Origin of the sequence: Aeromicrobium choanae, assembly GCF_900167475.1 — a bacterium.
GTDB classification, from domain to species: domain Bacteria; phylum Actinomycetota; class Actinomycetes; order Propionibacteriales; family Nocardioidaceae; genus Aeromicrobium; species Aeromicrobium choanae.
Genome location: NZ_LT796768.1, coordinates 1,742,400 through 1,767,569, shown reverse-complemented (window position 1 = coordinate 1,767,569; position 25,170 = coordinate 1,742,400). Strand labels below are relative to the sequence as shown.

Sequence of the window (25,170 nt, the reverse complement as noted above, 5' to 3'; positions counted from 1 at the left end):
GCCGTGACCACCGTTCAGCCACTGGGAGACCTCACCCTCGAAGGGGGTGAGGTCCTCCCACGTCTGGAGGTCGCGTACGACACGTGGGGCGAGTTCACCGGCGACAACGCCGTGCTCGTGCTGCACGCACTCACCGGCGACTCGGTGGTCGCCGGTCCGGACGGCTGGTGGAACGAGGTCGTCGGGCCGGGTCTGGGCATCGACACCGACCGATTCTTCGTCGTCGCGGCCAACATCCTGGGCGGCTGCAAGGGCACCACCGGCCCTGCCTCGATCGGCCCGGACGGCCGCCTCTGGGGCAACCGCTTCCCGGCGATCACCGTGCGCGACCAGGTGGCCGCCGAGGCGATGCTGACCGACCACCTCGGCATCGATCGCTGGCACGCGGTGATCGGTGGCTCGGCCGGCGGGATGCGCGCGGTCGAGTGGGCGGTCACGCACCCCGAGCGGGTGCAGCGCCTCTTCCTGCTCGCCTCGTCCGCCTACGCGTCGGCCGAGCAGATCGCCTGGACCTCCACGCAGGCCGACGTCATCCGCGCGGCGGGCCCCGAGGCGGGCCTCGAGCTGGCCCGGCGGATCGCCCACACCACGTACCGCAGCGAGGCCGAGCTGGCCGAGCGGTTCGGCCGGACCGTCCAGTCCGACGGGCGCTTCACGGTGCAGTCGTACCTGCAGCACCACGGCGACAAGCTGGTGAAGCGCTTCGACGCGTGGTCCTACATCGCCCTCGGCGAGGCGATGAACAGCCACGACGTGGGGCGCGATCGCGGCGGCCTCGCCGCCGCCCTGGGCCGGGTCACGGCACGCACCGTGGTCGCCGCGATCGACTCGGACCGCCTCTACCCGCCGTACCAGCAGCAGGAGCTGGCCGACCTCATCCCCACGGCCGAGCCGCTCGCCGTGGTGCGCTCGCCGCACGGGCACGACGGCTTCCTCATCGAGCACGTCCAGGTGGGCGCCCTCGCCCGCGACCTCCTCGAGCACTGAGCCCGTCCGGTAGCGCGAGCACGCACCTCGTGGTGTCGTGGGATCGAGAGGAGATCCCATGGCACCGAAGAAGAAGGCTCCCTCGAGCCTGAAGAATCCCGACCTCTACGAGGAGCTGCGGGACGACGGCGCATCGAAGTCCAAGGCGGCCCGCATCTCGAACGCCGCGGCCCGCGACGGGAAGAAGGCCGTCGGCAAGCGCGGCGGGACGTCACCGGCCTACGAGGACTGGACCGTCGCCGACCTGCGCAAGCGCGCCAAGGAGATCGGGCTGACCGGCTACTCGAGCCAGAGGAAGTCCGAGCTGATCGACGCCCTGCGCAACTCCTGACGGCGCGGGCTTCCTGCGACCCCGCTCCCCCGCGCGCAACTTTTGGAACGCGTTGCACGTTCCTCCCGCGCGCGAGCGTGCATCGCGTTCCAAAAGTGGGCTGGGGGTGGCGGCGCCGCACGGACCGCCGGGCGTGCCTCGGGGCCGGCCCTTCGGCCGGCCCCGAGACTCTCGGTCAGTTGATGCGGTAGTCCGAGATGCCGTTCGTCAGCGACGGGCTCGGCCCGGGGCTGATGAACTGCTCGTAGCGCGTGTCGTTGTCGACGTAGCGCTTGAGCCAGGCGATCGAGTACTTCGCGATCGTCGTGTTGCTGGAGTTCGGTGCGAAGTGGCTGGCGCCACGCAGCTCCAGGTACGAGCGGCGCTCGGCGTTGGTCAGGGAGTTGTAGAACGGGATGGCGTGCGAGCCGGGGGGCGCCACCGTGTCGTTCTGCGCACCGATCTCCAGGGACGCGGCCTCGACCTCGGGCCACGACTTGTCGAGGTTCCACGGCGTCAGACCGATCGTCGCCTCGAGGGAGCGACGCGTCTTGGCCGCCTCGAGGGTTCCACCACCGCCCATCGAGTGACCGACCACGGCCTGCCGCGAGGCGTCGATGCGGCTGCGGACGGTCGTGTCGGCGATCGTCTGGTCGAGCGCCGCGAGCAGCTGCGTCCCGCGCGGGCCGGGCTGGTCGAACCGGCTGTTGGTGTCGATCGTGATGACGACGAACCCCTGCGAGGCGATCCGCGGGCCGAGCCACGAGATCGTCGACTGCGCCGCCGTGTAGCCAGGGGAGATCGCGACCACGCCGAACGTCCCCGCGGTGGTGGTGGTCGGGTAGTAGATCGTGCCGCCGCCGAAGCCCCGCGCGGAGAGCGACGAGATCGTCTTGGTGCTCACCGCGAACGGACCGCGGGTCGCCTCGATGCTGCTGTTCGTCGGGGCGGGCCCCCGCTCGTACGGATTGTCGGCCGCGACCACTGGTTGGGTGGCGGCGCCGACGGTGAGTGCCGCTCCGGCGAACGCCACCGCGATCAGTCTGGACAGTTTCATGCTCGTCTCCTTCGACGGTCTGGATCGAACCGTTGGGACGAGCTCGTCCAAACGCAGCGGCTTGCCCCCCGATGACGGGCCGATCCAAGGTATCTGCACACCTTGTGCGGATAGTTGGTGACCTCACGATGCGTGACGTCCACGCCTCCTGTCAAGAGAAAAATGTGAGCCACACCACATTCCACTAAGGTGAGTTCAATTTCAGAAATGACGGGAGCCCCCCATGCCCACCATCGACGTCAACGGCACGACCCTGCACTACGAGGACGAAGGCCCGCGCGACGCGCCGACCCTCGTGATGAGTCCCTCGATGTTCTTCGACTCGCGGATGTTCCAGGGCCAGGCGGACCGCTTCGCCGACCGCTACCGCGTGATCCGCTACGACCACCGGGGGCAGGGACGCAGCGCACGGGCCCCCCGTGATCAGCTCGACTACGACACCCACACCGCCGACGTCGTGGCCCTGATCGACGCCCTGGACCTGGCCCCCGTCGTCTTCGTCGGGAACTCGATGGGCGGCTTCATCGGCCTGCGCCTGGCCGCCCGCCACGGCGACCTCCTCCGCTCGGCCGTCGTCATGGGCACCTCGGCCGACGTGGAGGAGCAGGCCGACCAGATGGACCAGCTGATCGAGGTCCTGGCCGAGCACGGGATGGAGCCGGTGCTCGACGGCGTGCTGCAGTTCATGATGGGCACCACCACGCTGACCGACCCGTCCCGGGCCGACGTCCTGGCCGGTGTGCGGGAGCTGCTGCTGAGCCGCGGACCGGAGTACGCGGACGCCGCCTGGAACATCGCCCACCGGCCCGGTGTGCTCGACGAGCTCGGCGACATCCGCGTCCCGCTGGTCGTGGTGGCCGGCACCGAGGACGCGACGTACCCGCCCGCGAAGTCCGAGCAGATCGTCGCCGGCGTGCCGCACGCGGAGCTGATCCGCATGGAGCGCACGGGCCACGTGCACGCCCTGGAGAATCCCGAGGCGGTCAACGAGGTCCTCGAGCGCCACCTCGCCGAGGTCGCGCCCGTCTGACCACATGACACGAGGGCCCCGGCGTGATGCCGGGGCCCTCGTGGTCTGTCGTGCGTAGGAGGTCAGTTGCTCCGCGAGCTGGTGGGCGCGCTGGTGGGCGCACCGTCGCGACGACGACCGGGGCTGCGCGAGCCCTGCGGGCGTCCGCCCGGCCCACCGCGACCCTGGCCACCACGGCCCTGGCCACCGCGACCCTGGCCACCGGCGCCCTGACCGCGACCGCGGCCTCCGCGACCCTGGCTGGAGCCACCGCGGGAGCGTCCGTCGGCCGGCATCTCGGGCGCCTCGGTGCCCGCGGTCGTCAGCGACGCCACGGTCATCGGCGACGGGGCCGAGGATGCGTAGTGGTGACGCGCGGTCACACCCGCCTTGCGCTGGAGGGTCATGACCTCCTTGAGCGCGTCGGGGGTGGTCATCGTGACGACCGAACCCGACTCGCCGGCGCGGGCGGTGCGGCCCGAGCGGTGCAGGTACGCCTTGTGCTCGGCGGGCGCGTCGTAGTGCACGACCAGGCCGATGCCGTCGACGTGGATGCCGCGGGCGGCGACGTCGGTGGCGACGATGACGGTGGCCTCACCCCGCGTGAACTGCGCGAGGTTCCGCTCGCGGTGACGCTGCGAGAGGTCGCCGTGCATGTCGACCGCCGAGACGCCCTTCTGCGTGAGCTGCTTCGCCAGGCGCGTGGCGCCGCGGCGCGTGCGCGTGAAGACGATGCTGCGCGGGTTCACGCTGAGCAGGTCGTACGCGGTGCGGGTCTTCTCGGTGGCCTCGGTGACGAGCACGTGGTGCTCCATCGTCTCGACGTTGTCGTCGGTGGAGTCCACCTCGAACAGCGCGTGCTGGGGCAGGTGACGACGCACCAGCTTGTCGACGTCGCCGTCGAGCGTGGCCGAGAGCAGCAGGCGCTGGCTGTTCGCCGGGGTGCGGGCGAGCAGCGCGTCGATCGGCTTGAAGAAGCCGAGGTCGCACAGGTGGTCGGCCTCGTCGAGGACTGTGATCTCGATGGCGTCGAGCGTGAGGCAACGACGGTCGAGCAGGTCGGTCAGGCGGCCCGGGGTGGCGATGACGATGTCGATGCCGCCCTTGAGCGCGTTGATCTGCTTGTTGATCGGCACGCCACCGTAGACAACGGTGTGCTTCAGGCCCATCTTCTGCGCCAGCGGCAGCAGGGCGGCGTGCACCTGCGTCGCGAGCTCACGGGTGGGCAGCAGGATCAGCGCGCGGGGCGCCTTGGGACGGCTCTGACGGCCGGCGAGGCGGGCCAGCACGGGCAGGCCGAACGCGAGCGTCTTGCCCGAGCCGGTGCGGGCGCGGCCGAGGACGTTGCGTCCCTCGAGGGCCGCCGGGAGGACGGCCTGCTGGATGGGGCTGGGGTTGACGATCTCCTGCTGTGCGAGCTTGCGCACGAGGCCGTCGGGGAGGTTGAAGTCGTTGAACGTGGGCAGCGCAGGGCTGCGGTCAATCTGGGTCAAGGGGTCTCAATCACTGAAGGGTGCCCGCTTGCCAGGGACGCGATTTCCGCGCTACATCGTCGGGCCGGAACAGCGCGCGAAGGGCGCGTTCACCTTTCGAGCCTAGCAGCCGGGCGCCGCTGGGGCCTCATCCTGACGACGTGACCCGCGACTCCCCCACACAGCAGGGCCCCGGCTCGTCGCCGGGGCCCTGTCGATCCGAGTGGGAGGATCACTCGAAGTAGCGGCGCGGGTTCTTCACCAGCATCGTGTCCACATCGTCCTCGCTGAGGCCCTTCTCCAGCAGCATCGGCACGACGTCGTCCGGGATGTGCCGGAAGTTCCAGTTCGGCTGCATCTCGACCTTGTCCTCGGGCTTGAAGTAGTCGATGTAGCACGAGGCGTCGTGGGCCAGCGTGATCTTCTCGACGTACCCGCGGCGCACGAGCTCGACGATCGTGTCCACGCGCTTCTCGGTGGACAGGTAGACGTCCAGTCCGAAGCGGTCCATGCCCAGCAGCGAGCCCTTCTCGGCGAGCTCCGACAGGTAGTCGACGTCGTCGGAGTCACCGGAGTGGCCCAGCACGATCTTGCTCGGGTCGACGCCCTCCTCCCCCAGCACCTTCTGGGCCACGAGGCCCGAGCGGGTGTGCGGGTTGGTGTGCACCGTGACCGGGGCGCCGGTCTGCGAGCTGGTCTGGCCGACGGCGCGCATGACGCGCTCCACCCCGGGCGTCAGGCCCGGCTCCTCGATGACGCACTTGAGGAACGCCGCCTTCACACCGGTGTCGGCGATGCCCTCGTTGATGTCCTTGAGGAACATCTCGACGAGCGGCTCCGGCTGGTCGAACAGCAGGCCGGGGCCGCGGTGCTCGAACTGGTGCGGGAGGTCGTTGTAGGTGTAGAGGCCCGTCGCCACGACGATGTTGAGGTCGGTCTGGGCGGCGACCTTCTGGATGCGCGGGATGTACCGCCCCAGGCCGAGCACGGTGGGATCGAAGATCGTGTCGATGCCCGCCGACTTGAGGTCGTTCAGGTCACGGACGGCGTCGGCGACCTTCTGGTCCTCGTCCCAGTCCCCGGCGTAGTTGATGCGGAACTCCTCGCCCAGGACGAAGACGTGCTCGTGGACCAGGGTCCGACCCAGTTCAGAGCTGTCGATCGGACCCTTGACGGTCTGGACAGTCGCCATGCGCACTCCTTGGATGGTCAGTTGATGTGGCTTGTGTCACACCCCTAGGATCACAGCGTACTGAATTTGAGTCCGGATTCAACTGTCTTTCGAGAGGAATTCCCGATGAGCGCCTCCTCCGCGCTGCGACCCCTCGCAACGCCTGCAAACTCCACTCCCATGGGCCCCGTCCGTGCAACCGAGTACGGTCGTGAAGCATGACCACCACCAAGCGCGTCACCCTCGCCCAGCGCCCCTCGGGACTTCCCGACGACAGCACCTGGGCGACCGAGGAGGTCGACCTTCCCGCCCCGGCGGACGGCGAGTTCCTGGTGAAGATCGACCACATCTCGCTCGACCCCGCGATGCGCGGCTGGCTGAACGACGTGCGCTCCTACCTGCCTCCCGTGCAGATCGGTGAGGTCATGCGCGCCTCCGGCACCGGCACCGTCGTCGAGTCGAACCACCCCGACTTCGCGGCGGGCGACGCCGTCACCGGCACCCTCGGCGTGACCGAGTACGCCATCAGCAACGGCGACGGCGTTCAGAAGATCGACACCTCCCTCGTGGGCCCCGCCACGTGGCTCGGCGCCCTCGGCATGCCCGGCCTCACGGCGTACCACGGCCTGCACGAGGTCGGTGAGATGAAGGAGGGCGACATCGTCGTCATCTCGGCCGCCGCGGGCGCGGTCGGCAGCGTCGCCGGGCAGCTGGCCAAGGCCAAGGGCTGCACCGTCATCGGCATCGCCGGCGGTGCCGAGAAGTGCGCGTGGCTCAAGGAGATCGGCTTCGACGAGGCGATCGACTACAAGAGCGAGAACGTGCTCAAGCGGCTGCGCGAGGTCGCCCCGAAGGGCGTCGACATCTACTTCGACAACGTCGGTGGCGACATCCTCGACGCCGCGCTGGCGAACCTGCGTCGCGGTGCCCGGGTGATCATCTGCGGCGCCGTCTCGACCTACAACGACGAGAAGCTCGCGCCCGGCCCGAAGCGCTACATGTCGCTGCTGGTCTTCCGCGCGAAGATGCAGGGCTTCCTCGTGTTCGACTACCCCGAGAAGGACGCGGCGGCCATCGCCGACATGTCCGAGCTGATCTCCTCGGGCAAGCTCGTCGCCCGCGAGACGGTCGTCGAGGGCGGCGTCGAGAAGTTCGGCGAGACGCTGCTCGGCCTCTTCGAGGGACGCAACACCGGCAAGCTGGTCCTCAAGGTCGCCTGACCGACCCCACGCGAACGGCGCCGGAGCGAGAGATCGCTCCGGCGCCGTCGTGCGTCAGGCGTGGGCGGCCAGGAAGTCCAGCACCTTCGGTACCACCGTGTCGGGTGCCTCGAGCAGCGGGCTGTGCCCGCAGCGCGGCACCATCACCAGCTCCGAGTCGGGCAGGCCGTCGGCCAGCTCGGCGGCCCAGTCCGGCGGCCGCACCGGGCACTCCTCGCCCGAGACCACGAGGGCCGGGACGCCGATCGACGGCAGCAGGGGCGTGGCGTCCTTGCGGCGCATGACCCCCACCATCGCGGGCAGCAGGTCGGCGCCGAGCTCGCTCATCCGTCCCGACCACAGGTCCACCACGTCCTTCTTCTGCGGGTCCTCGAGCGTCGACCGGCCAAGCATCACCTGCTGCAGGAACTCCAGCCGGTCGTCGACGAAGCCCTGCTGGGCGGCGTTCGTCGCGAACGCCACGTACTCCTCCACCTTCTCGGCGGGCTCGCCACGAACGGACGAGCCGACGAAGGCGAGTGCCCGCACCAGGTCGGGCCGGTAGGCGGCCAGCCGTGCCGCGACGTCGCCGCCCATCGACGACGCCACCACGAGGGAGTCCTGCAGGCCGAGCTCATCGAGCACGGCGGCGGTGTCGCCCGCGGCCTGCTCCATCGTGACCTCGTCGGACTCGGCGGGCGCGCTCGCGCCCTGACCGCGGAACTCGGGCAGGACGAACCGGAACCGCCCTCGGCCGGCCTCCACCAGGCCGTCGAACATGCGGTGGTCGAGGAAGAGCGAGTGGAGGCAGACGACGGCGGGGAGGTCGTCCTCCCCGGTGTCCTCGACATTGAAGGTCGTGCCTGCTGCGTTGATCGTCGTCATGTGGGGGGATCCTCTCGTGTGACCTGCGTCACTGTCTCGGGTCACACTAACCTGAAACCGAATATGATTTCACCTATGACTTCCGAAGCGCCCTCGGCCACCCGCGCGCCCTCGTCCCTCCTCGCGGGCAGCACGGGCGCCGGAACGGACGCCTCGCTGGGCGAGCTCCTGCGCAGCCGGCGCAGCATCCGCGGCTATCGCCCGGACCCCGTGCCCCAGGAGGTCATCCGCGAGATCCTGGCCGATGCCGTCCTCTCGCCGTCGTCGATGAACACCCAGCCGTGGAAGTTCCACGTCATCTCCGGCGAGGTCCTCGACCGCATCCGCGAGGAGAACACGCGGCTCATGCTGGCCGGAGCCCCGATCCAGCGCGACGTGACCGTGGCCGAGCGCTACGAGGGCGTGCACCGCGACCGCCAGGTCGACATCGCCAAGCGCCTCTTCGGCGCGATGGGGATCGCCCGCGAGGACCAGGAGGCCCGTCTCGACTGGACCATGCGGGGGTTCCGTCAGTTCGACGCGCCCGTCTCGATCGTCATCGCGCACGATCGCAGCCTCGAGCCCGTGGGCCCGATCGCGCACTTCGACCTGGGCGCCGTCGTCCACGCGCTCGTGCTGTCGGCGTGGTCGCGGGGACTCGGCACCGTGATCAACAGCCAGGGCATCATGCAGGGAGCCGCGGTTCGGCGCGAGGCGGGCATCCCCGACGACCACGTGATCTTCACGGCGGTCGCGCTGGGCTACCCGGACGAGGACTTCGCCGCCAACCACGTGCGCTCGGCGCGCGAGTCGGTGGACGACGTCGCCCACTTCGTTGGATTCGACTGAGCCGCGTCAGGCCCGCTTCGAGCCGTCGAGCGGGACACCGAGCGCGTCGAGCCAGACCCGCGTCGCCGTCTGGACGATCGAGTCGTCACTCATGCCCGGCTCCTCGAGGGCGTACACGTGGTACGCCAGACGCCCGAGGATCGGCGAGAGCGCCCGCGCCGTCATGTACGGATCGAGCTCGGGATTGGCGTAGCCCGCGTCCTGGAGCCGCTTGATCCACCGCGCGTTGCGCTCGGCGAACGCCTTGGCCCGCTCGAGGCGCAGCTGGCGGAAGTTCGGGTCGATCGTCGCGACCTGCTCGAGCAGCAGGTTCAGCTTCGCGTTGCGCTTGTACGCCTCGACGTACGCGCGGTTGCTGGCGTCGAGGATCGCGGCCACGTTGCTGAGGTCGTCGTCCACCCGCGGCAGGCCGGGGTGGAGCATGTCGTCGGCCGCCGCCTGCATGACAGCGGTGAAGATCTCCTCCTTGCTGTCGAAGTAGGTGTAGAACGTGCCGATCGAGCAGTTCGCCCCGGCCGTGATGTCGGCGAGGCGCGAGTTGATGAACCCGTCCCGCTCGAACACGTTGCGGGCCGTGGCCACCAGGGCGGCGCGCGTGCGCACGCCGCGGGCCGTGGTGGGCATCTCCCGGACGCGCGAGGTGTCGACCAGGGTCGGCAGCTCGCGAACGACTTCCTCTGCTTCCACTTCGCTCATGACGTCACAGATCTTACTGCGCGGTAATGCTCGGCGTGACCGGGCTCACCGGATCACGACCGGATTGACGGGCGCGCCGGTGCCGCCGACGACCTTGAGCGGCGCGGCGGTGTAGAGGAACGTCCACCGTCCGTCCGCCGCGCACGCCGCGGCGAGGTCGTCGAGCCACGCGATCTCGGTGAAGGTGACGCCGAGGTTCCGCATGAGCGCGCTGTGCAGCGGCAGCACCACGCCGTGGTTCGGGTCCATCGTGACCTCGTTCGCGATGGTGTCGGTGACGAGGTTCGGGATCTCCATCCGCTGGAACCACTCGACGAGCTCGGGCGAGTAGGTCAGGCCGGGCTCGCAGAAGTCGGCGTAGAAGTCCTCGGGGGTCGTCTCGTACCAGTGCCCGATGAACCCGGTCCGGATCAGCAGCACGTCACGCGGCTCGATCTCCTGACCCTGGGCCTTCGCGGCCTCCACGAGGTCCTCGTGCGTGAACGTCTCGCCCTTGTCCAGGTGCGCCTTCCCGCGGTGGCGGGCCATGTCGATGAGGATGCCGCGACCGACGATGCCCTTCTGGGCGATGGGCAGCACCGAGGCCTTGCGCATCTCGCCGACGGTCTCCGTGGCGTCGAAGCCGTTCCAGATCTTGCCGCCGATCCAGACGTGACCGAGGGCGTCGTACTGCGTGGACGCCTGAAGGAAGATCGTCGCCTTGTCGTCGGCGTAGTGCGCGCCGCCGGGCGTCTCGTCCCCCTCGCCGCGCTGGAAGAATCCCTCGTCCATGATGTTCTGGCGCTGGATCGGCTCGCGCCCCGGCCACACGGGATCGCCACCGGGGTCGCCCATCGGGACCTGCAGCGTGAAGGTCTCACCGGAGACGATGGCCGCGGCGCCGCGGACGGCCTCCTGCGGGCCGAGGTAGTTCAGTGAGCCCACCTCGTCGTCGGGGCCCCACTTGCCCCAGTTCTTGGGCGAGTCGGCCAGGACGGCCTCGGTGTCGGGGGCGGCGTTCTCGGTCATGGACGTCCTCTCGGGGTGGTGAGGCGACCGGCGAGTCCGGTCGTCTCGGCGACGTGCCAGGCGTGGTCGATGACGCCCTGGATGCGTTCGGGGGTGGGCGCGCCGCCCTCGGCGGTGTTGGCCGGGTTGTCGAGGGTGCGCCGGTAGACGCCCTCGCTGATGATCGCGACCTTCCAGATGCCCAGGACGTGCCAGAAGGCGAGCGTCCCGCCGTCGCGCCCGGAGGCGTCGAGGTAGGCCTGCGCCAGCTCGTCGCGAGTGGGGAAGCCGGGCAGCGTCGAGGCCGCGAACAGCCCACTGGGGGCCTCGCCGGCCTCGGGCCAGTAGGCCAGGGTGCTGCCGATGTCAGCCATCGGGTCGCCCAGGGTCGACAGCTCCCAGTCCAGGACGGTGCGCACCGTGCCGTCCTCGCCGTCGACGATCACGTTGCGGATGTGGAAGTCCCCGTGCACCAGGGACAGGTCGCCCGGCGGCGGGACGTGGTCGTGCAGGAGCGCCGTCAGCGCGTCGAGGTCGGGGCGCTCGACCGTCCTGCTCGCCTCGAACTGGCGGGACCAGCGCTTGAGCTGGCGCTCGGCGTAGGGCGAGCGCGACGCGAGGTCGCCGAGCCCGACCGCGTCGACGTCGACCGCGTGGATCGCCGCGAGGGTGCGGGCGATCTCGAGCCCCAGCCGGCGGCGGGCGTCGAGGGTGAGCGACTCGGCGATCTCCATCTGGTCCAGCACGATGCCGTCGACGTGCTCCATCACGACGACGGGCACGTCGGCGACCCGCTCGTCCTCGCACACGCCGACGAGCGCGGGGACGGGGACGGGCGTCTCCTGCAGCGCCGCGAGGATGCGGTGCTCGCGCACCACGTCGTGCGCCGACGCGAGCAGCTCGCCGAGCGGGGGCCGGCGCGCGATCCACGTCCGGCCCCCCTCGTCCTCGAGGCGGTACGTCAGGTTGGACTGGCCGCGGCCGACGCGGGTCGCGGAGATCGTCCCGCCCACGTCGACGCCGCGGCCACGCATCCAGCCGCCGAGGGCTGTCAGGTCGAGTGCGACCGTCACTTACCGCTCCCGAAGCGCTGTCCGCCGTCGATCACGAGGGTCTCGCCCGTGATCCAGCTCGCGGTGGAGCCCGCGAGGAACGCGACGGCCGAGCCGATGTCCTCCGGCTCGCCGATCCGGCGCAGCGGCGTGTTCGCCGCGACGGCCTCCTCGTGCTCCTTCCACAGCTCCTCGGCCAGGCGGGTCCGCACGACGCCGGGGGCGACCGCGTTGACCCTGATGCCCGGGCCCAGCTCCTGCGCCTGGTGGCGAGTCAGGTGGACCAGGGCCGCCTTCGAGGCGTGGTAGACCGCGAGGTTCGGGCCCACGGCGAACGCGCCGAGCGACGCGGTGTGCACCACGGAGCCGCCGTGCTCACCCATCCAGAACTCGTACGCCAGCTGGGTCCACAGCGTCGGACCCCACAGGTTCACGTCGAGCGTCTTGGCGAACCGCGAGTGCTGCTGCTCGACGAGGGAGCCGAACGCGGGGTTGGTGCCGGCGTTGTTGACGAGGACGTCGATGCTGCCGAACCGCTCGAGCGTGCGCTCGAGGCAGGCCCGGGACGCCTCCTCGTCGGTGACGTGGGCCCCGATGCCGAGGGCGCGCTCACCCACCTCGCGGGCGGCCGACTCGGCGTCCCCCTCCTTGCGTGCGGTCAGGACGACGTTCGCGCCCTCCGCGTGCAGGGCGTGGGCGATCGCGAGGCCGATGCCTCGCGACGCGCCCGTCACCACGGCGGTACGACCGGCGAGTCCGAGATCCATCAGAGACCACGCTCCGAACCGCGGCGGCGCAGCTCGACGCGGGCGAGGGTGCGCTTGTGGACCTCGTCGGGTCCGTCGGCGATCCGCAGGGTGCGCTGGTGGGCGTAGAACGAGGCCAGCGGGAAGTCGTCGGTGACGCCACCGCCGCCGTGGACCTGGATCGCGCGGTCGATGATCTTCAGCGCGATCTCGGGCGCCTTGACCTTGATCGCGGCGATCTCCACCCGAGCCTTCTGGTTGCCCACGGTGTCCATCAGCCACGCCGTCTTGAGCACCAGCAGACGGGTCGCCTCGATCTCGATGCGGGCCTCGGCGATCCAGTCCTGGATGTTCGAGCGGTCCGCGACCGGCTGACCGAACGTGGTCCGCGACTGGGCCCGGTCGATCATCAGGTCCAGCGCCCGCTCGGCCATGCCGATCGAGCGCATGCAGTGATGGATCCGGCCCGGACCCAGACGGGCCTGGCTGATCATGAAGCCATCGCCCTCGCCCGCCAGCAGCGCCGTCTTGGGAACCCGGACGTCCTCGAACAGGATCTCCGCGTGGCCCTCACGGTCCAGGTAGCCGAACACCGGAAGACCACGCACCACGGTGACGCCGGGGGTGTCGATCGGGACGACCATCATCGACTGCTGACGGTGCGTCTCGGCCTCGAGGTTCGTCTTGCCCATCACGATCAGGACCTTGCAGTTCGCGTGCAACGCGTTCGACGCGAACCACTTGCGACCGTTCAGCACGTACTCGTCGCCGTCGGGAACCATCCGCAGCTCGACATTCGTCGCGTCCGAGCTCGCCACCGCGGGCTCGGTCATGCAGAACGCCGACGCCATCTCACCGGCGAGCAGCGGCTTGAGGTACTTCTCCTTGTGCTCGGCGGTGCCGAACAGCTGCAGCACCTCCATGTTCCCGGTGTCCGGAGCGTTGCAGTTGATCGCCTCCGGAGCCAGGTACGGGCTACGACCCGTGATCTCCGCCAACGGCGCGTACTGCAGGTTCGTCAGCCCCGGCGACCCCCACTCCTCGTTCTTGTGCGGGTGGAACAGGTTCCACAGACCCAGCGAACGCGCCGTCTTCTTCAGCTCCTCCAGCACCGGCGGGTGGAAGTTCGGGTTGCCCGACTCCGCCATCTGCTGGTGGTACACGGCCTCGGCCGGATACACGTGCTCGTCCATGAAGGCCTGCAGCTTGTCCTGGTACTCACGCGTCATCGCGTCGAGTTCGAAGTTCATCGGTCTCTCCTCGAGGTGGTGCGGGCGCCGGATCTCGCCGTCCGCGGGTTTGGTCGGGGGTGGCGGCGCTAGGCGGCGGCTCGCCGTCGGGCGAGCGTTCCCACGCCGACGCCCAGGATCAGCAGCAGGCCCTGGAAGAAGTACTGCCAGTAGGTCTCGAGTCCCACCAGGGCGATGGAGTTGAAGCCGACCGAGACGGTGATGACGCCGACGAGCGTGCCCAGGATGTGGAACTGCCCGTCCCGCAGCACGGCGGAGCCGAAGAAGGACGCGGCGAACGCGCTGAGCAGGTACGTGTCTCCGGCCGAGACCGCGGCGCTGCCCGTGCGGGAGGCCAGCAGGAAGCCGGTGACCGCCGCGCACATCGAGCACACGACGAACGCGATGACGCGCACGCGGTCGACCCGGATGCCCGACAGCTCGGCGGCGACGCGGTTGCCACCCACGGCCTGCATGGACTGCCCCAGGACCGTCCGGTTCAGCAGCCACCACAGCAGCGCGGCGATGACCAGCATGATGAAGACGGGGTACGGGATGCCGAGGAATCGGCCGAACGTGATCTCCAGGAACGCGTCCGGATCACCCAGGGCGATGGGGGCGCCGTCGGAGATCATGTAGTTCACGCCGATGACGATCGTCCCGACGCCCAGTGTCGCCACCAGGGCCGAGACGTTCATGAACGTGACGACGAACCCGTTGATCAGGCCCACGATCGCGCCGACCACCAAGATGGCGACCAGCGCGAGCGGGATCGAGAGGTTCTGATTGACCATCAGCGCGCACGCGGTCACGCCGGCGAGGCTCGCCGTGTTGCCGATGCTGAGGTCGAACTCGCCCGTCACCAGGACGAACGTCAGGCCCATCGCGATGATCGCCGACAGGGCGCTCTGGTTCAGGATGTTGATCGCGTTGTCGACGGTCGGGAAGGTGGTCGGCGCCAGGATCGACGTGCCGATGATGAGCACCGCGAGGACGAGCAGCGCGCCGTACCGGCCGAACCACTCGAAGAAATGGGCGTTTGACTTCGGGGCTTCCGAGGTCGGTTCGTTCTCCATCAGGCTGGTCATGCGGGCTTCTCCGTTTCGGTGGTGCCGGAGCTCTCGGAGCTTCCAAAGCACAGGGCGGTGAGGTGGTCCTCGTCGAACTCGCTGGCCGGCACCTCGGCGACCAGCTGTCCCGCTCGCATCACGAGGACGCGGTCGCAGATCGCGAGCTCCTCGAAGTCGCTGGAGATGACCAGGACCGAAGTCCCCTCCGAGGCCAGTCCGGTGATGATGCGGTAGATCTCGGCGCGCGCGCCGACGTCCACCCCGACGGTGGGCTCGTCCAGGACGAGCAGTCCGGGATTGGTCCGGACGTACTTGCCGACGACGACCTTCTGCTGGTTGCCGCCGCTCAGGTGGTGGGCCGTGTCCCGGATGGAGCGGGCCTTGACGGAGAAGCGCTCCATCAGGGCCTGCCCCGTGGACCGCGACGACTTCGGCCGGAACCGCGCCCGCATGCTCGGCGCCGATCCGTGCTCGGCCATCGCCAGGTTGTTCTCGACCGTGTCGGTCAGGACCAGACCCTGGCTGCGACGCTCCTCCGGCACCAGCGCGATGCCGGCCCGCAGGGCGTCGTGGGGCGACTTGGGCGCGTATGGCTCTCCACCCAGCGTCATGGTGCCGGCGGTCGCCCGATCGGCGCCGATCAGCAGCCGCGCCAGCTCGGTGCGGCCGGCGCCGACCAGGCCCGCGATGCCCACGATCTCGCCCTCGTGGACGTCGAACGAGGCACCGAGGACCCGCGGGGCGCGGCTGAGGCCACGCACCCCCAGGCGCACCGGACGGGTCTCGGCGACGCTCTCGTCGGCCTCGGCCTCCAGGCGCGACACCAGCTTCTCGACCTCGCGGCCGACGATCTGGGTGGTCAGCTCCTGGCGGTCGGTCTCGGCCGAGTCCAGCGTGGCGACCTTCTGCCCGTTGCGGAACACCGTGATCGTGTCCGACACCTGCAGGACCTCGTCGAGGCGGTGCGAGACGTACAGGATGCCCACCCCGTCGGAGGTCAGCTCCTCGATCACCGCCATCAGCTTGCTGGCCTCCTCGTCGGTGAACGAGGCGGTGGGCTCGTCCATCGCGATGAACCGGGCGTCGCGCATCAGCGACCGCCCCAGCGACACCATCCACCGGTCGGACACGGAGAGCTGCTCGACCTCGATGTCGAGCGGGATCTCGAAGCCCAGCCGCTCCTGCACCGCCTTCGCCTCGCGGCGCAGGCGGCGCAGGTCCAGGATCCCGAACCGGCCGGGGTGGCCCGATCCCATCGCCATGTTCCGCAGGACCGAGAACTTCGGCACCAGGTTCAGCTCCTGGTGGATGAAGCTCAGGCCCAGGTCGGCGGCGTCACGCGGGTTGGCGACCTCGACGCGCGCGCCGTCGAGGAGGATCTCGCCCTCGTCGGCGCGCTCCAGGCCCGCCAGGATCTTCACGAGGGTCGACTTCCCCGCGCCGTTGGCGCCGCACAGTGCGTGCACCGAGCCGGGTCTCACCTCGATCGAGACGCCGTCCAGAGCCCGACTTCCGCCGAACGACTTGGAGATGCCTCGCATCTGGAGCAACCCGGACGTCACGGGTGCCGGGTCTGGCCCGACGCCTGCTGTGGAACCGGTCATGGTCTCCTCCTCGTCGCCCTGCGCGGGCACGTCGAGCTCTGGACGGATCGTCATGTCAGCCAGCCCCTCAGGACGCGTCCGCGCCGGGGTTCTCCGCCAGGTACTCGTCCAGCGTCTCCGGCGTGATGATCGGGAAGGGGATCTCCTCGGTCTTCGGCTCGGCACCGGGGCCGCCCTCGATGACGTCCGGCGTCGCGTCGAAGAGCATCTGGGCAGCACCGGTGGTGTCCGGAGCGGCGGTCGCCGCGAGCTGACCGTCCTTGAGCGCCTTCAGCGCGGGCGGCGTGCCGTCGTAGCCGTAGATCTTCACGTCGTCACGGCCCGACTGCTTCGCGGCCACGATGGACCCCATCGCCGGGTCGTCGAAGCACGCCCAGATGGCGAGCGGCTCGGAGCCCTTCGGGTTCTTCGCGAGCCACGTCGTGGCGAACTTCTGGCCCGACTCCAGCTGGCCCGGGATCAGGACCTCCTGGCGATCGACCGTGATGTCGGTGCCCTCGACGGTCTCGTTGAAGGCGTCCTCACGCAGCTGGCACGGCAGGCCCGGCTTGTAGCCGAGGGCCAGGACGCGGCCCTTGCCGCCCATGTTCTCGACCATCGCCTCGGGGACCTCGACGCCCGGCGAGACGACGAGGTCGAAGGTGACCCCGTCGGCGCCGCCACCGGCGATGGAGGCCACGGGGATCCCGGCGGCCTCGGCCGACTTCAGTCCGGCCGTGAGCGACTTCGACTCGATGACCGAGACGATGATCATGTCGACGTCCTTCTGCACGAAGTCCTGCATCGCGCCGATGGCCTTGTCGACGGCCCCGTCGGGGTTGGCGGTCGTGACCTCCCAGCCCTCGTCCTCGGCCATCTCCGTGTACTTGTTGATCACCGCTTCGGTCGTCACCTCACTGGGTGCGAAGCGGACGATGCCGACCGAGAAGGCGTCGTCGCCACCGTCGGAGCCGGAGGACGAGCCTCCACAGGCGGCGGCTGTCGCGAGGGTGAACGCCAGGGTGGTGCCGAGTGCAACGCGTCGAAAATTCATCGAGCCTCCTCAAGCTCAAGCCCACTCGAGGTTGAGTGGTGCTTCTGGTCCCCCGAGAGTCGCCCGCGGGCGACTGTGGCGGCGGCGGCGTCCGCGTGGACCCCACCACCCATCACGAGGCGTGGTGCCACGGCGATGTTCTGGGTGAGCTCGCCGGTGGCGACGAGCTCGCTCTTCCTGGCCGTCATGCCAGGGAGTCCTGGTAGCGGCGCATGCCACGCAACCAGCGGTCGTAGTCCGATGCCTTGCGGCGGTAGAACTCGAGGACGTCGGGGTGCGGCAGGATCAGGAACTCGTCGGTGGCGAGCGAGGCGACCACGATGTCCGCCACCTCGAGTGCCTCCAGGACGAGCCCGGCCTGCGTGACCGCCTTGGCGCCCTGACGTGCCGCCTCGCTGTCGGAGTCCGCACCGCTGTTGAGCATCGCGGTGTTGACGCCCATCGGGCACAGGCAGCTGACGCCGATGCCGCGCGACCCGTAGGTCACGGACAGCCACTCCGCGAACGCGACGGCCGCGTGCTTCGTGACCGAGTAGGTGGCCGAGCCGATCTGCGTGAGCAGGCCCGCGGCCGAGGCGGTGGACAGGAAGTGACCGCTGCCCCGCTCCAGCCAGCCCGGCACGAGCAGCTCGGCGGCCCGCACGTGGGCCATGACGTTGACGTCGATCGAGGTCTGCCAGTCCGACGGCGTCGCGTCGAGGTTCTCCCCCAGCCCGACGCCGGCGTTCGCGGCGTAGAGGTCCACCGGACCGAACGCCGACTCCGCCAGGGCGATCGTCGCGCGGATGTGCTCGACGTCCGAGCAGTCGCCGGCGAGCGCCTCGATCGTGCCGGGGTGGTCCGCGGCGATGGCCTCGACCTCGCTCTTCAGGCGCCCCTCGTCGAGGTCCGTGGCGACGACGCGCGCACCCTGCTCGACGAACCGGCGGCACAGCGCCGCGCCGATCCCGCCTCCGGCGCCGGTGACGATCGCGACGCTTCCCTCGAGGTTCATGCGCGGCCGCCCTGAGCGGCCACGGAGCGCAGCTCGTCCCGGTCGATCGCCCGCTTGAGGATCTTCCCGGTGGCGCCCTTCGGCAGGGCGTCCACGAACGCGAACAGACGAGGCACCTTGTAGGCCGACAGGCGCTCCTTGGCCCAGGTGCGGATGCTCTCGGGCGTCGCGTCCGAGCCTTCGGTCAGCACCGTGACGGCGGCGATCTCCTCGCCGTAGTGGTCGTCCGGGACGCCGACGACCGCGACCTCGACGATGTCGGGGTGCTCGTACAGGACCTCCTCGACCTCGCGCGGGTAGACGTTGTAGCCACCGCGGATGATCAGGTCCTTCACGCGGTCGACGATGCTGAGGTAGCCGTCCGCGTCGATCGTGCCGATGTCGCCGGTCTTGAGCCAGCCGTCACGCAGGTCCGCGGCCGTGGCGTCGGGCCGGTTCCAGTAGCCCTTCATGATCGTGGGACCGGTGACGTAGACCTCGCCGGGCTGGTCGGGACCCAGGACGTTCCCGTCGGGGTCGCGCACCTCGATGCGGGAGCCGGGAAGCGCGGGCCCGACCGTCCCGGTCCGCTGCTCGCGGGTGATGTCGTTGAACGTGGCCGCGCCCGTGGACTCGGTCAGGCCGTAGCCCTCGAGGATCGCGCAGTCGAAGCGGTCCTTGAACGCCCGGATCACCTCGACCGGGAGGCTGGCGCCGCCCGACGTGGCCAGCCGGAGCGCCGCGAAGTCCTCGGGGGTGTGGTCGCCCTCGGCGTGCAGCATCGCGTTCCACATCGTCGGCACGCCGGCCATGGTGGTGAGCTCGTCGGCCACCATCACGTCGAGCATGACCCGGGGGTCGAACGGGTGGACCAGGGAGAACGAGGCGCCCGTCGCGAGCGCCGTGTTCATGCACACGGCCTGGCCGTAGACGTGGAACAGGGGCAGGCCCGTGCCGAAGCGGTCGTCGGGGCTGATGCTGAGGACGGGCTGGAACGACGTGACGGTGTCGACGAGGTTCGCCGCGGTGAGCTCGGCGCCCTTCGGCCGGCCCGTGGTGCCCGACGTGTAGAGGATCAGGGCGGTGTCCTGCGGCGCGTGGTCGTGCGGCTCGGTGAGCGGCTCGGCATCGAACGAGAACCCGGGATCGAGCTGCCAGAAGTCGAGGCCTCGGTCGGCGGCCGCCGCCCGGGCGTGGCCTGCGCACTCGTGCCAGGCGATGACGAGCGTGGCGCCCGAGTCGTCGAGCACGTAGCCGATCTCCGGCTCGGTCGACATCGTGTTCATCGTGATGACGGTGACGCCGGCGGCGTGCATGCCGTAGTAGACCTCGGGGAACTCCGGGATGCTCGGCGCGATGAACAGCACCCGGTCCAGCGGCGAGAGTCCGGCGGCCCGCAGGGCTCCGGCGACCTGCTCGTTGGTGCGGCGCAGCTGACCGAAGGTGATGGTGCGCGGCGAGCGGATCGCGACTCGATCGGGCTCGGAGCCGGCGTGGGCCCAGACGTCTGAGGCGATGTTGACCATGTGGGGGACCTTCCGATGCTGCGTGTGACCTATGTCACCGAGCAACGTATGTGAAACCGATCACAGGTTCAATAGGAATCTGAACTCAATTTCAGAATTCTTTTCGGGCCATCCCTGGGGGCCCGATGGGCCATGGCGCACGCCGGGACACGCGGAAAGGCCCGGCACCGCAGGGCGGTGCCGGGCGTTCCGGTCGAGTCACGGACGTGACGGAGCGAGCAGTGACCTACTTCACCTCGTCCGGGTACTTCTTCGCGAACTCGTCGTAGGACTCCTTCGTGACCACGAAGGTGGGGATGGGGATGTCCTCGGGCTCCGCGTCGACGCCGCCCTCGATGACGTCGGGCGTGCGCTCGGCCAGCTCGCGGCCGGCCCCGGCGACGTCGATGAACGCCGTGGCGCGCATCGCGCCGGACTGCACCGCGGTCACGGCGGCCGGCGTCCCGTTGATGCCGTAGACCTTCACGTCGTTCCGGTCCGCCGACCGCAGAGCGCTGACCGCACCGAGCGCCGGGTCGTCGAAGCACGCCCAGATGGCGAGGTTCCCGCTGCCCTCGGGGTTCTTGGCCAGCCACGCCTGCGTGAACTTCGTGCCGCTCTCGACCTGGCCGGGGATGGCCACCTCCTGGCGGGTGACGGTGATGTCGCTGCCCTCGAGGGCGTCGTTCAGCGCCTCCTCGCGGCCGATGCACGGCAGGCCGCTCTTGTAGCCCAGCAGGAGCAGCTCGCCCTCGCCGCCCATGTCGTCGACCAGCTGCTTCGAGACGTCGGTCGAGACCAGCGCGCCGGAGTCGGCGTTGAGCGGCACGCCCTCGCCGGAGCCGCCGCTGAACGAGATGATCGGGATGCCGGCCTCGGTGGCCGCGCGCACGCCGCCGGTGATCTGGTCGGTCGGGAAGACGGTGACGATGATCAGGTCGACGCCCTTCTGCACGAAGTCGTTCACCGCGCTGATCGCCTTGTCCACCGAGCCCTGCGGATCGACCTTGGTGGTGTTCCAGCCCTGTTCGTCGGCGTAGTCCACGTAGGAGTTGATCGCCTTCTCGGCGGTCTCGTCGGTGGCCGAGAACTGGACGATGCCGATGTCGTAGGACTCGTCTCCCCCGCCCCCGCCGTCCCCGTCACCGTCACCATCTGAGTTCCCACAGGCGGCGGCGGTCATCAGGACCGCGGCCATCGTCGCCCCGAGCGCCATGCGTCGAATGTTCATCGAGCCTCCTCAAGCTCGAGTCCGCCACCGACGGGCGGACTCACGACCTCCTCCGAGGACGTCGGAGCGACGTCGATGTGAGGTAAGTCACGATGAACTTAAGTGAAGCCAAACTCAACTTCAATAGTGCCGACGGGTGATACGCCGTCTCGTCGTCTCAGACGAGCTTGCGCACCACCGACAGCGGCGCGTGCTTCATGACCTGCCCGATGGGGGCCCAGGGCCACGCGGGCACGGCGGCGTCGACGACTTCCTTCTCGATGTACTTCACCATCGCGGCGGTGCCCGTGGCGGTGTCGACCATGAGCCTCTGCTCCTGCTCGACCTGCGCGTTCATCTCGCTGGCGATGTAGCCCGGGTAGAGCGTCGTGACCTTGATGTCGTGGCCCTTGCGGCCGATCAGGTCCGAGCGGATCCCCTCGGCGAGGTGCGCGACCCCGGCCTTCGTGGCCGCATAGGTCGTCATCGACGACGGCATGCCGCGCATCGCCGACATCGACGAGATCAGCACGAGGTGACCGGCCCCGCGCTCGTAGAAGTGCTCCATGGCCGCCTCGGCCTGCGCGAGCGCGGCGACGAAGTTCGTCATCGCGGTCTCGCGGTTGGCCTCGAACTTCCCGGTGCCGATGCGACCACCCTTGCCGAGACCGGCGTTGACGATCACGCGATCGAGACCACCGAGGGCGGCGGCCGCCTCGCCGAAGACGCGGAAGACGGCGTCGTGGTCGTTGACGTCCAGCGCGTGCACCGAGACCTCGATGCCCGGATGGGCCGCGACCAGCTCGGCCCGCAGCGACTCGAGCCGCTCGACCCGCCGGGCCGTGATCGCCAGGTGGTGCCCCGACGCGGCCAGGTGGCGGGCCATGCCCTCGCCCAGGCCCGAGCTCGCGCCCGTGATCAGCGTGTTCCGTCGCATGTCGCTCCTCGTGGTGTCAGCGGAAGGTGACGTCCGCGGCACGCAGGTGACTGTGGTCGTTGAAGGTCAGCACCCGCGGCCCCGTGCCGCCCACCATGAGGGTAGTGACACTGCTGTTGACCACGACGTCGTTGAGCTTCTGGAACGCCGAGTCGTCGCCGGTGATGAGGTGCGACGCGACCATCGCGATCGGCCCGCCCGAGGTGAACACCAGCACCCGGCGTCCCTTGCCCGACGCGAGCTCGACGGCCTCCTCGAAGCCGGCCATGACCCGCTCGCGGAACAGCGCGTACGGCTCGGCGAAGTCGCCCTCGCCGCGGCGCCACACGTCGATCGCCTCGTTGAGCGCGGCCTGGAACTCCTTGGAGTTCTTCGTCAGCGCACCCGGGTCGAAGGCCGTGGCGACGGCCAGGTGGTCGTACTCGTTCCAGCGCGCGTCGACCTCGTAGCCCGAGAGGCCGGGATCGGCGTCCTCCTCACCGAGTCCGCTGGCGTCGATCGCCGCGATGGCGGTCTGGGCGTGGCGCAGCATCGCACCGGCGACGGCATCGGTGAAGACGGCTCCGCCCGCCTCCCAGCCGGCGCCGAGCGCCGCGGACTGCCGGGTGCCCAGCTCGCTGAGGCGGTCGTAGTCGTCGGTCCCGAAGGACGCCTGGCCGTGACGGACCAGGTGCAGGGTTCCCACGTGCTCAGAACTCCAGCACGAGCTTGCCGGTGGCCTGCGCCCGGTCGAGCGTGAGCAGCGCCTCGGAGGCCTGCTCGGGGGTGAACGACTGGCCCACGACGGGCTTGAGCGCACCCGACGCGAGGTGCTCGGCCATGGCGTCCCACTGCTGCTTGATCAGGCCCGGGCGCTTCATCGCGTACGCGCCCCAGCCGACGCCGACCGCCGACAGGTTGTTGAGCAGCAGGCGGTTGGCGGCGATCTTGGGGATCTCGCCCGCGGTGAAGCCGATGACCAGGATGCGGCCGTCGTCGACGAGGCAGCGCAGCGAGTCGGTGAAGCGGTCGCCGCCGGCCGGGTTGCCCACGGGGTCCACGACGATGTCGACGCCACCGGACGCCTTGACCGCGTCCTTGAAGCCCTCGGAGAGCACGTACTCGTCGGCGCCCGCGGCCACCGCGATCTCGCCCTTGGCGTCGGTGGAGGTGACGGCGATGACGCGACCGGCGCCGAACGCCTTGGCCACCTGGATCGACGCGGTGCCGATGCCGCCGGAGGCGCCGTGCACGAGCACGCGCTCACCCTCGGCGAGGCCGCCGCGGTTGACCAGGCCGAAGTACGCGGTGCCGTAGTTGAACATGAAGGACGCGCCCTCGGCGAACGACACCGAGTCGGGCAGCTTGAACGTGAGGAGCTGGTCCGCGACGACTTGCTCGGCGAACCCGCCGAGCATGGGCAGGGCGGCCACGCGGTCGCCCGGCGCGAACTCGGAGCCGGCGGGAGCCTCGACGACGACGCCGGCCACCTCGGCACCCGGGGTGAAGGGCAACGGCGGCTTCAGCTGGTAGAGGCCGCGGCTCTGCAGCAGCTCGGGGAACGCCACGCCGGCGGCCTTGACGTCGATGAGGACCTGGTCCTCGCCACGCTTCGGGGCCTTGACGTCGACGAGTTCGACGGCCTCGGGACCGTCGAGGGATGTGATCTGGATCGCTCGCATGCCCTGAGCGTAGCGGATATCTAAGCGCTTGCTTAGTGCCTGTCCGTGAACTTGAGGATATCCTCAGGTTCATGGCCACCGGAGTCCGCTTCCCCACCGACAGTTCCACCGCCACCGCGCGCCAGGTCGTGGCCGACGCGCTGCGCAAGGTCGACCCGGTGGGCGCGCAGGCGGCCGAGCGCGAGACGAACTGGCGCCGTGGCTACCTGATCCACTTCTCCCGACTCCTCGAGGCGGGGCTCGCCACGCCCGAGGACGCCGTGACGATCGCGACCGAGGGCCTGCGCAGCATCCGCGAGCAGATGCGCTGCGGCGACGGCTCGCTGGCCGACGCGCTCGACTCCCGCGCCGCCGGTCACGACTGGTCCACCGTGGACATCACCGGCGAGGCCGAGCCGGAGACCGAGCTGAGCGTCCCCTATCGCGGCCGGAGGCTCACCGGCGCCGATCTGGACGACCAGCTCGACGACTGGGTCCAGCGCGGTGTCGTCGAGCCGACCTTCTCCGAGGCGATCCGCGAGGTCGCCGCCCATCCGGAATGGCTGCGGCTCGAGGGCGACACCGTGGTGGTGCTGGGCGCGGGAGCCGAGATGGGGCCCTACCGGTCCCTGCTGCGCTGGGGCGCCGACGTCATCGCGGTCGACCTGCCGCGCGCCGACATCCAGAAGCGCATCCGCGACCACGCCCGCGAGGGCGCGGGCCGGGTCAGGCTGCCGGTGGGCGGCAAGGAGACGGGCGCCGACCTGCTGCACACGCTGCCCGAGCTGGGCCGCTGGCTGGATGACCTCGAGGGTCGCCTCGTCCTCGGCACCTACTGCTACGCCGACGGGGCCACCCACGTGCGCGTCTCGGCCGCCGCCGACACCCTCGCGGCCCGGCTGCTGTCGCAGCGTCCCGACACGGCGCTGGCGTACCTGGCCACCCCGACGGACGTCTTCGCCGTGCCCGCCGGGGCCGTCACGACCTCGAACGACGCCTACGAGAACGGCCGCCGCCTGCTGCGTGCGCCGTTCCGGACCCTCAGCGGCGGACGCCTGCTGCAGCGCAACTACCCGCCGGACGTGGAGATCGGCGTGTGCGACTCGCTCGTGCCGCAGCAGGGCCCGAACTACGCCCTCGCCAAGCGCGTGCAGCGGTGGCGCGCGGCGGTGGCCCGTCACGACGGCGCGACGGTGTCGTTGAACGTCGCCCCGGCGACGCGGACGGCATCGGTCGTCAAGAACCGGGCGCTCGCCGCGGCCTACGCCGGGGCGCACCGCTTCGGCGTCGAGGTCTTCGAGCCCGCCACGAGCAACGTCCTGATGGCCGCCCTGCTCGTGCACGACCTACGCAGCGACCGGGTGCCTGCGGAAGAGCCTTGGCGCGAGGAGGCGTACGCCGCCGCCCACGGTGGGCTCTGGACCGCCGGCTACCACCCGCGGTCCGCCCTGGGGCTGGCCGCGGTCCTGGGCTTCGCCGGCTCCCGCGCCTGACCGACGCGGCGCCGGCCCTGCCACTCGCCGAGCGGCGGGCGAATCTGCGCCCTCGCGGGGAGGGGTGGGGAGCCGGT

The 25,170-nt window shown here is 70.1% G+C and carries 25 protein-coding genes; 6 read left to right on the top strand and 19 right to left on the bottom strand.

Translation table 11 applies throughout. The annotated features are described in order from the left end of the window. The first annotated feature begins 3 nt into the window (after positions 1-3). Positions 4-987 carry a homoserine O-acetyltransferase MetX gene (metX, locus tag B5D60_RS08540; RefSeq protein ID WP_153302937.1) on the top strand — a complete coding sequence of 328 codons (984 nt, stop codon included), beginning with the start codon at positions 4-6 and terminating at the stop codon, positions 985-987. A gap of 58 nt (positions 988-1,045) precedes the next feature. Continuing rightward, positions 1,046-1,318, top strand: coding sequence for a DUF7218 family protein (locus B5D60_RS08535; RefSeq protein ID WP_078699758.1), 273 nt, complete (start codon positions 1,046-1,048; stop codon positions 1,316-1,318). A gap of 175 nt (positions 1,319-1,493) precedes the next feature. On the opposite strand, the gene B5D60_RS08530 is transcribed toward B5D60_RS08535, so the two are convergent. After that, the gene (locus B5D60_RS08530) at positions 1,494-2,354 is read right to left on the bottom strand and encodes a poly(ethylene terephthalate) hydrolase family protein (RefSeq protein ID WP_153302936.1); all 861 of its coding nucleotides are present in this window, start codon (positions 2,352-2,354) and stop codon (positions 1,494-1,496) included. Between the two features lie 223 nt (positions 2,355-2,577). Between B5D60_RS08530 and B5D60_RS08525 the strand changes: the two genes are divergently transcribed. After that, entirely contained in the window at positions 2,578-3,384 is an 807-nt protein-coding gene (locus B5D60_RS08525; protein ID WP_078699757.1) for an alpha/beta fold hydrolase, read from the top strand. Positions 3,385-3,446: 62 nt separating this feature from the next. Here the strand turns inward: B5D60_RS08525 and B5D60_RS08520 are convergent, their stop codons facing one another. After that, on the bottom strand, positions 3,447-4,856 hold the full coding sequence (locus B5D60_RS08520) for a DEAD/DEAH box helicase (RefSeq protein ID WP_197684286.1): 1,410 nt from the start codon (positions 4,854-4,856) through the stop codon (positions 3,447-3,449). 211 nt (positions 4,857-5,067) lie between these two features. Further along, positions 5,068-6,027, bottom strand: coding sequence for a phosphotriesterase family protein (locus B5D60_RS08515; protein WP_078699756.1), 960 nt, complete (start codon positions 6,025-6,027; stop codon positions 5,068-5,070). 197 nt (positions 6,028-6,224) lie between these two features. Here B5D60_RS08515 and B5D60_RS08510 point away from each other — a divergent pair, with 197 nt between their 5' ends. Further along, on the top strand, positions 6,225-7,226 hold the full coding sequence (locus B5D60_RS08510) for an NADP-dependent oxidoreductase (RefSeq protein ID WP_078699755.1): 1,002 nt from the start codon (positions 6,225-6,227) through the stop codon (positions 7,224-7,226). A gap of 54 nt (positions 7,227-7,280) precedes the next feature. Here the strand turns inward: B5D60_RS08510 and B5D60_RS08505 are convergent, their stop codons facing one another. Continuing rightward, the gene (locus B5D60_RS08505) at positions 7,281-8,090 is read right to left on the bottom strand and encodes an alpha/beta fold hydrolase (RefSeq protein ID WP_078699754.1); all 810 of its coding nucleotides are present in this window, start codon (positions 8,088-8,090) and stop codon (positions 7,281-7,283) included. A 75-nt stretch (positions 8,091-8,165) separates the two neighbouring features. Here B5D60_RS08505 and B5D60_RS08500 point away from each other — a divergent pair, with 75 nt between their 5' ends. Next, on the top strand, positions 8,166-8,918 hold the full coding sequence (locus B5D60_RS08500; protein WP_078699753.1) for a nitroreductase: 753 nt from the start codon (positions 8,166-8,168) through the stop codon (positions 8,916-8,918). Between the two features lie 6 nt (positions 8,919-8,924). Here the strand turns inward: B5D60_RS08500 and B5D60_RS08495 are convergent, their stop codons facing one another. From B5D60_RS08495 to B5D60_RS08425, 15 genes are all read right to left on the bottom strand, one after another. Next, on the bottom strand, positions 8,925-9,614 hold the full coding sequence (locus B5D60_RS08495) for a TetR/AcrR family transcriptional regulator (protein ID WP_078699752.1): 690 nt from the start codon (positions 9,612-9,614) through the stop codon (positions 8,925-8,927). A gap of 45 nt (positions 9,615-9,659) precedes the next feature. Beyond that, the gene (locus tag B5D60_RS08490) at positions 9,660-10,622 is read right to left on the bottom strand and encodes a cyclase family protein (protein WP_078699751.1); all 963 of its coding nucleotides are present in this window, start codon (positions 10,620-10,622) and stop codon (positions 9,660-9,662) included. Further along, complete coding sequence (locus tag B5D60_RS08485) at positions 10,619-11,674, bottom strand: phosphotransferase family protein (protein ID WP_197684285.1); 1,056 nt, start codon at positions 11,672-11,674, stop codon at positions 10,619-10,621. Before B5D60_RS08485 ends, B5D60_RS08490 begins: the two co-directional genes overlap by 4 nt. Next, the gene (locus B5D60_RS08480) at positions 11,671-12,420 is read right to left on the bottom strand and encodes an SDR family oxidoreductase (protein ID WP_078699750.1); all 750 of its coding nucleotides are present in this window, start codon (positions 12,418-12,420) and stop codon (positions 11,671-11,673) included. Before B5D60_RS08480 ends, B5D60_RS08485 begins: the two co-directional genes overlap by 4 nt. Beyond that, positions 12,420-13,649 carry an acyl-CoA dehydrogenase family protein gene (locus B5D60_RS08475; protein ID WP_078699749.1) on the bottom strand — a complete coding sequence of 410 codons (1,230 nt, stop codon included), beginning with the start codon at positions 13,647-13,649 and terminating at the stop codon, positions 12,420-12,422. Before B5D60_RS08475 ends, B5D60_RS08480 begins: the two co-directional genes overlap by 1 nt. Before the next feature lie 68 nt (positions 13,650-13,717). Continuing rightward, positions 13,718-14,716 carry an ABC transporter permease gene (locus B5D60_RS08470; protein ID WP_078699748.1) on the bottom strand — a complete coding sequence of 333 codons (999 nt, stop codon included), beginning with the start codon at positions 14,714-14,716 and terminating at the stop codon, positions 13,718-13,720. Next, a complete protein-coding gene (locus tag B5D60_RS08465) occupies positions 14,713-16,356 on the bottom strand; it encodes a sugar ABC transporter ATP-binding protein (protein WP_078699747.1) in 1,644 nt (547 codons plus the stop codon). Before B5D60_RS08465 ends, B5D60_RS08470 begins: the two co-directional genes overlap by 4 nt. Before the next feature lie 13 nt (positions 16,357-16,369). Beyond that, a complete protein-coding gene (locus B5D60_RS08460) occupies positions 16,370-17,335 on the bottom strand; it encodes a sugar ABC transporter substrate-binding protein (protein WP_078699746.1) in 966 nt (321 codons plus the stop codon). Then, a complete protein-coding gene (locus B5D60_RS16940) occupies positions 17,332-17,523 on the bottom strand; it encodes a hypothetical protein (protein WP_078699745.1) in 192 nt (63 codons plus the stop codon). The genes B5D60_RS08460 and B5D60_RS16940 overlap by 4 nt, the downstream gene beginning before the upstream one ends. Beyond that, positions 17,520-18,329 carry an SDR family oxidoreductase gene (locus B5D60_RS08450; RefSeq protein ID WP_078699744.1) on the bottom strand — a complete coding sequence of 270 codons (810 nt, stop codon included), beginning with the start codon at positions 18,327-18,329 and terminating at the stop codon, positions 17,520-17,522. Before B5D60_RS08450 ends, B5D60_RS16940 begins: the two co-directional genes overlap by 4 nt. Next, positions 18,326-19,834 (bottom strand): AMP-binding protein, encoded by a 1,509-nt coding sequence (locus B5D60_RS08445; RefSeq protein WP_078699743.1) that lies wholly within the window; start codon positions 19,832-19,834, stop codon positions 18,326-18,328. Before B5D60_RS08445 ends, B5D60_RS08450 begins: the two co-directional genes overlap by 4 nt. A 226-nt stretch (positions 19,835-20,060) precedes the next feature. After that, positions 20,061-21,044, bottom strand: a complete 984-nt coding sequence (locus B5D60_RS08440; RefSeq protein ID WP_078699742.1) for a sugar ABC transporter substrate-binding protein — start codon at positions 21,042-21,044, stop codon at positions 20,061-20,063. A 157-nt stretch (positions 21,045-21,201) separates the two neighbouring features. Then, positions 21,202-21,960 carry an SDR family oxidoreductase gene (locus B5D60_RS08435; protein ID WP_078699741.1) on the bottom strand — a complete coding sequence of 253 codons (759 nt, stop codon included), beginning with the start codon at positions 21,958-21,960 and terminating at the stop codon, positions 21,202-21,204. Positions 21,961-21,976: 16 nt separating this feature from the next. Next, positions 21,977-22,645, bottom strand: a complete 669-nt coding sequence (locus B5D60_RS08430; RefSeq protein ID WP_172806305.1) for a histidine phosphatase family protein — start codon at positions 22,643-22,645, stop codon at positions 21,977-21,979. A 4-nt stretch (positions 22,646-22,649) separates the two neighbouring features. Next, positions 22,650-23,621 carry an NADPH:quinone oxidoreductase family protein gene (locus tag B5D60_RS08425; RefSeq protein WP_078699739.1) on the bottom strand — a complete coding sequence of 324 codons (972 nt, stop codon included), beginning with the start codon at positions 23,619-23,621 and terminating at the stop codon, positions 22,650-22,652. A gap of 71 nt (positions 23,622-23,692) precedes the next feature. Here B5D60_RS08425 and B5D60_RS08420 point away from each other — a divergent pair, with 71 nt between their 5' ends. Then, positions 23,693-25,093, top strand: a complete 1,401-nt coding sequence (locus B5D60_RS08420) for a hypothetical protein (protein WP_078699738.1) — start codon at positions 23,693-23,695, stop codon at positions 25,091-25,093. The last annotated feature ends 77 nt before the right edge of the window (positions 25,094-25,170 follow it).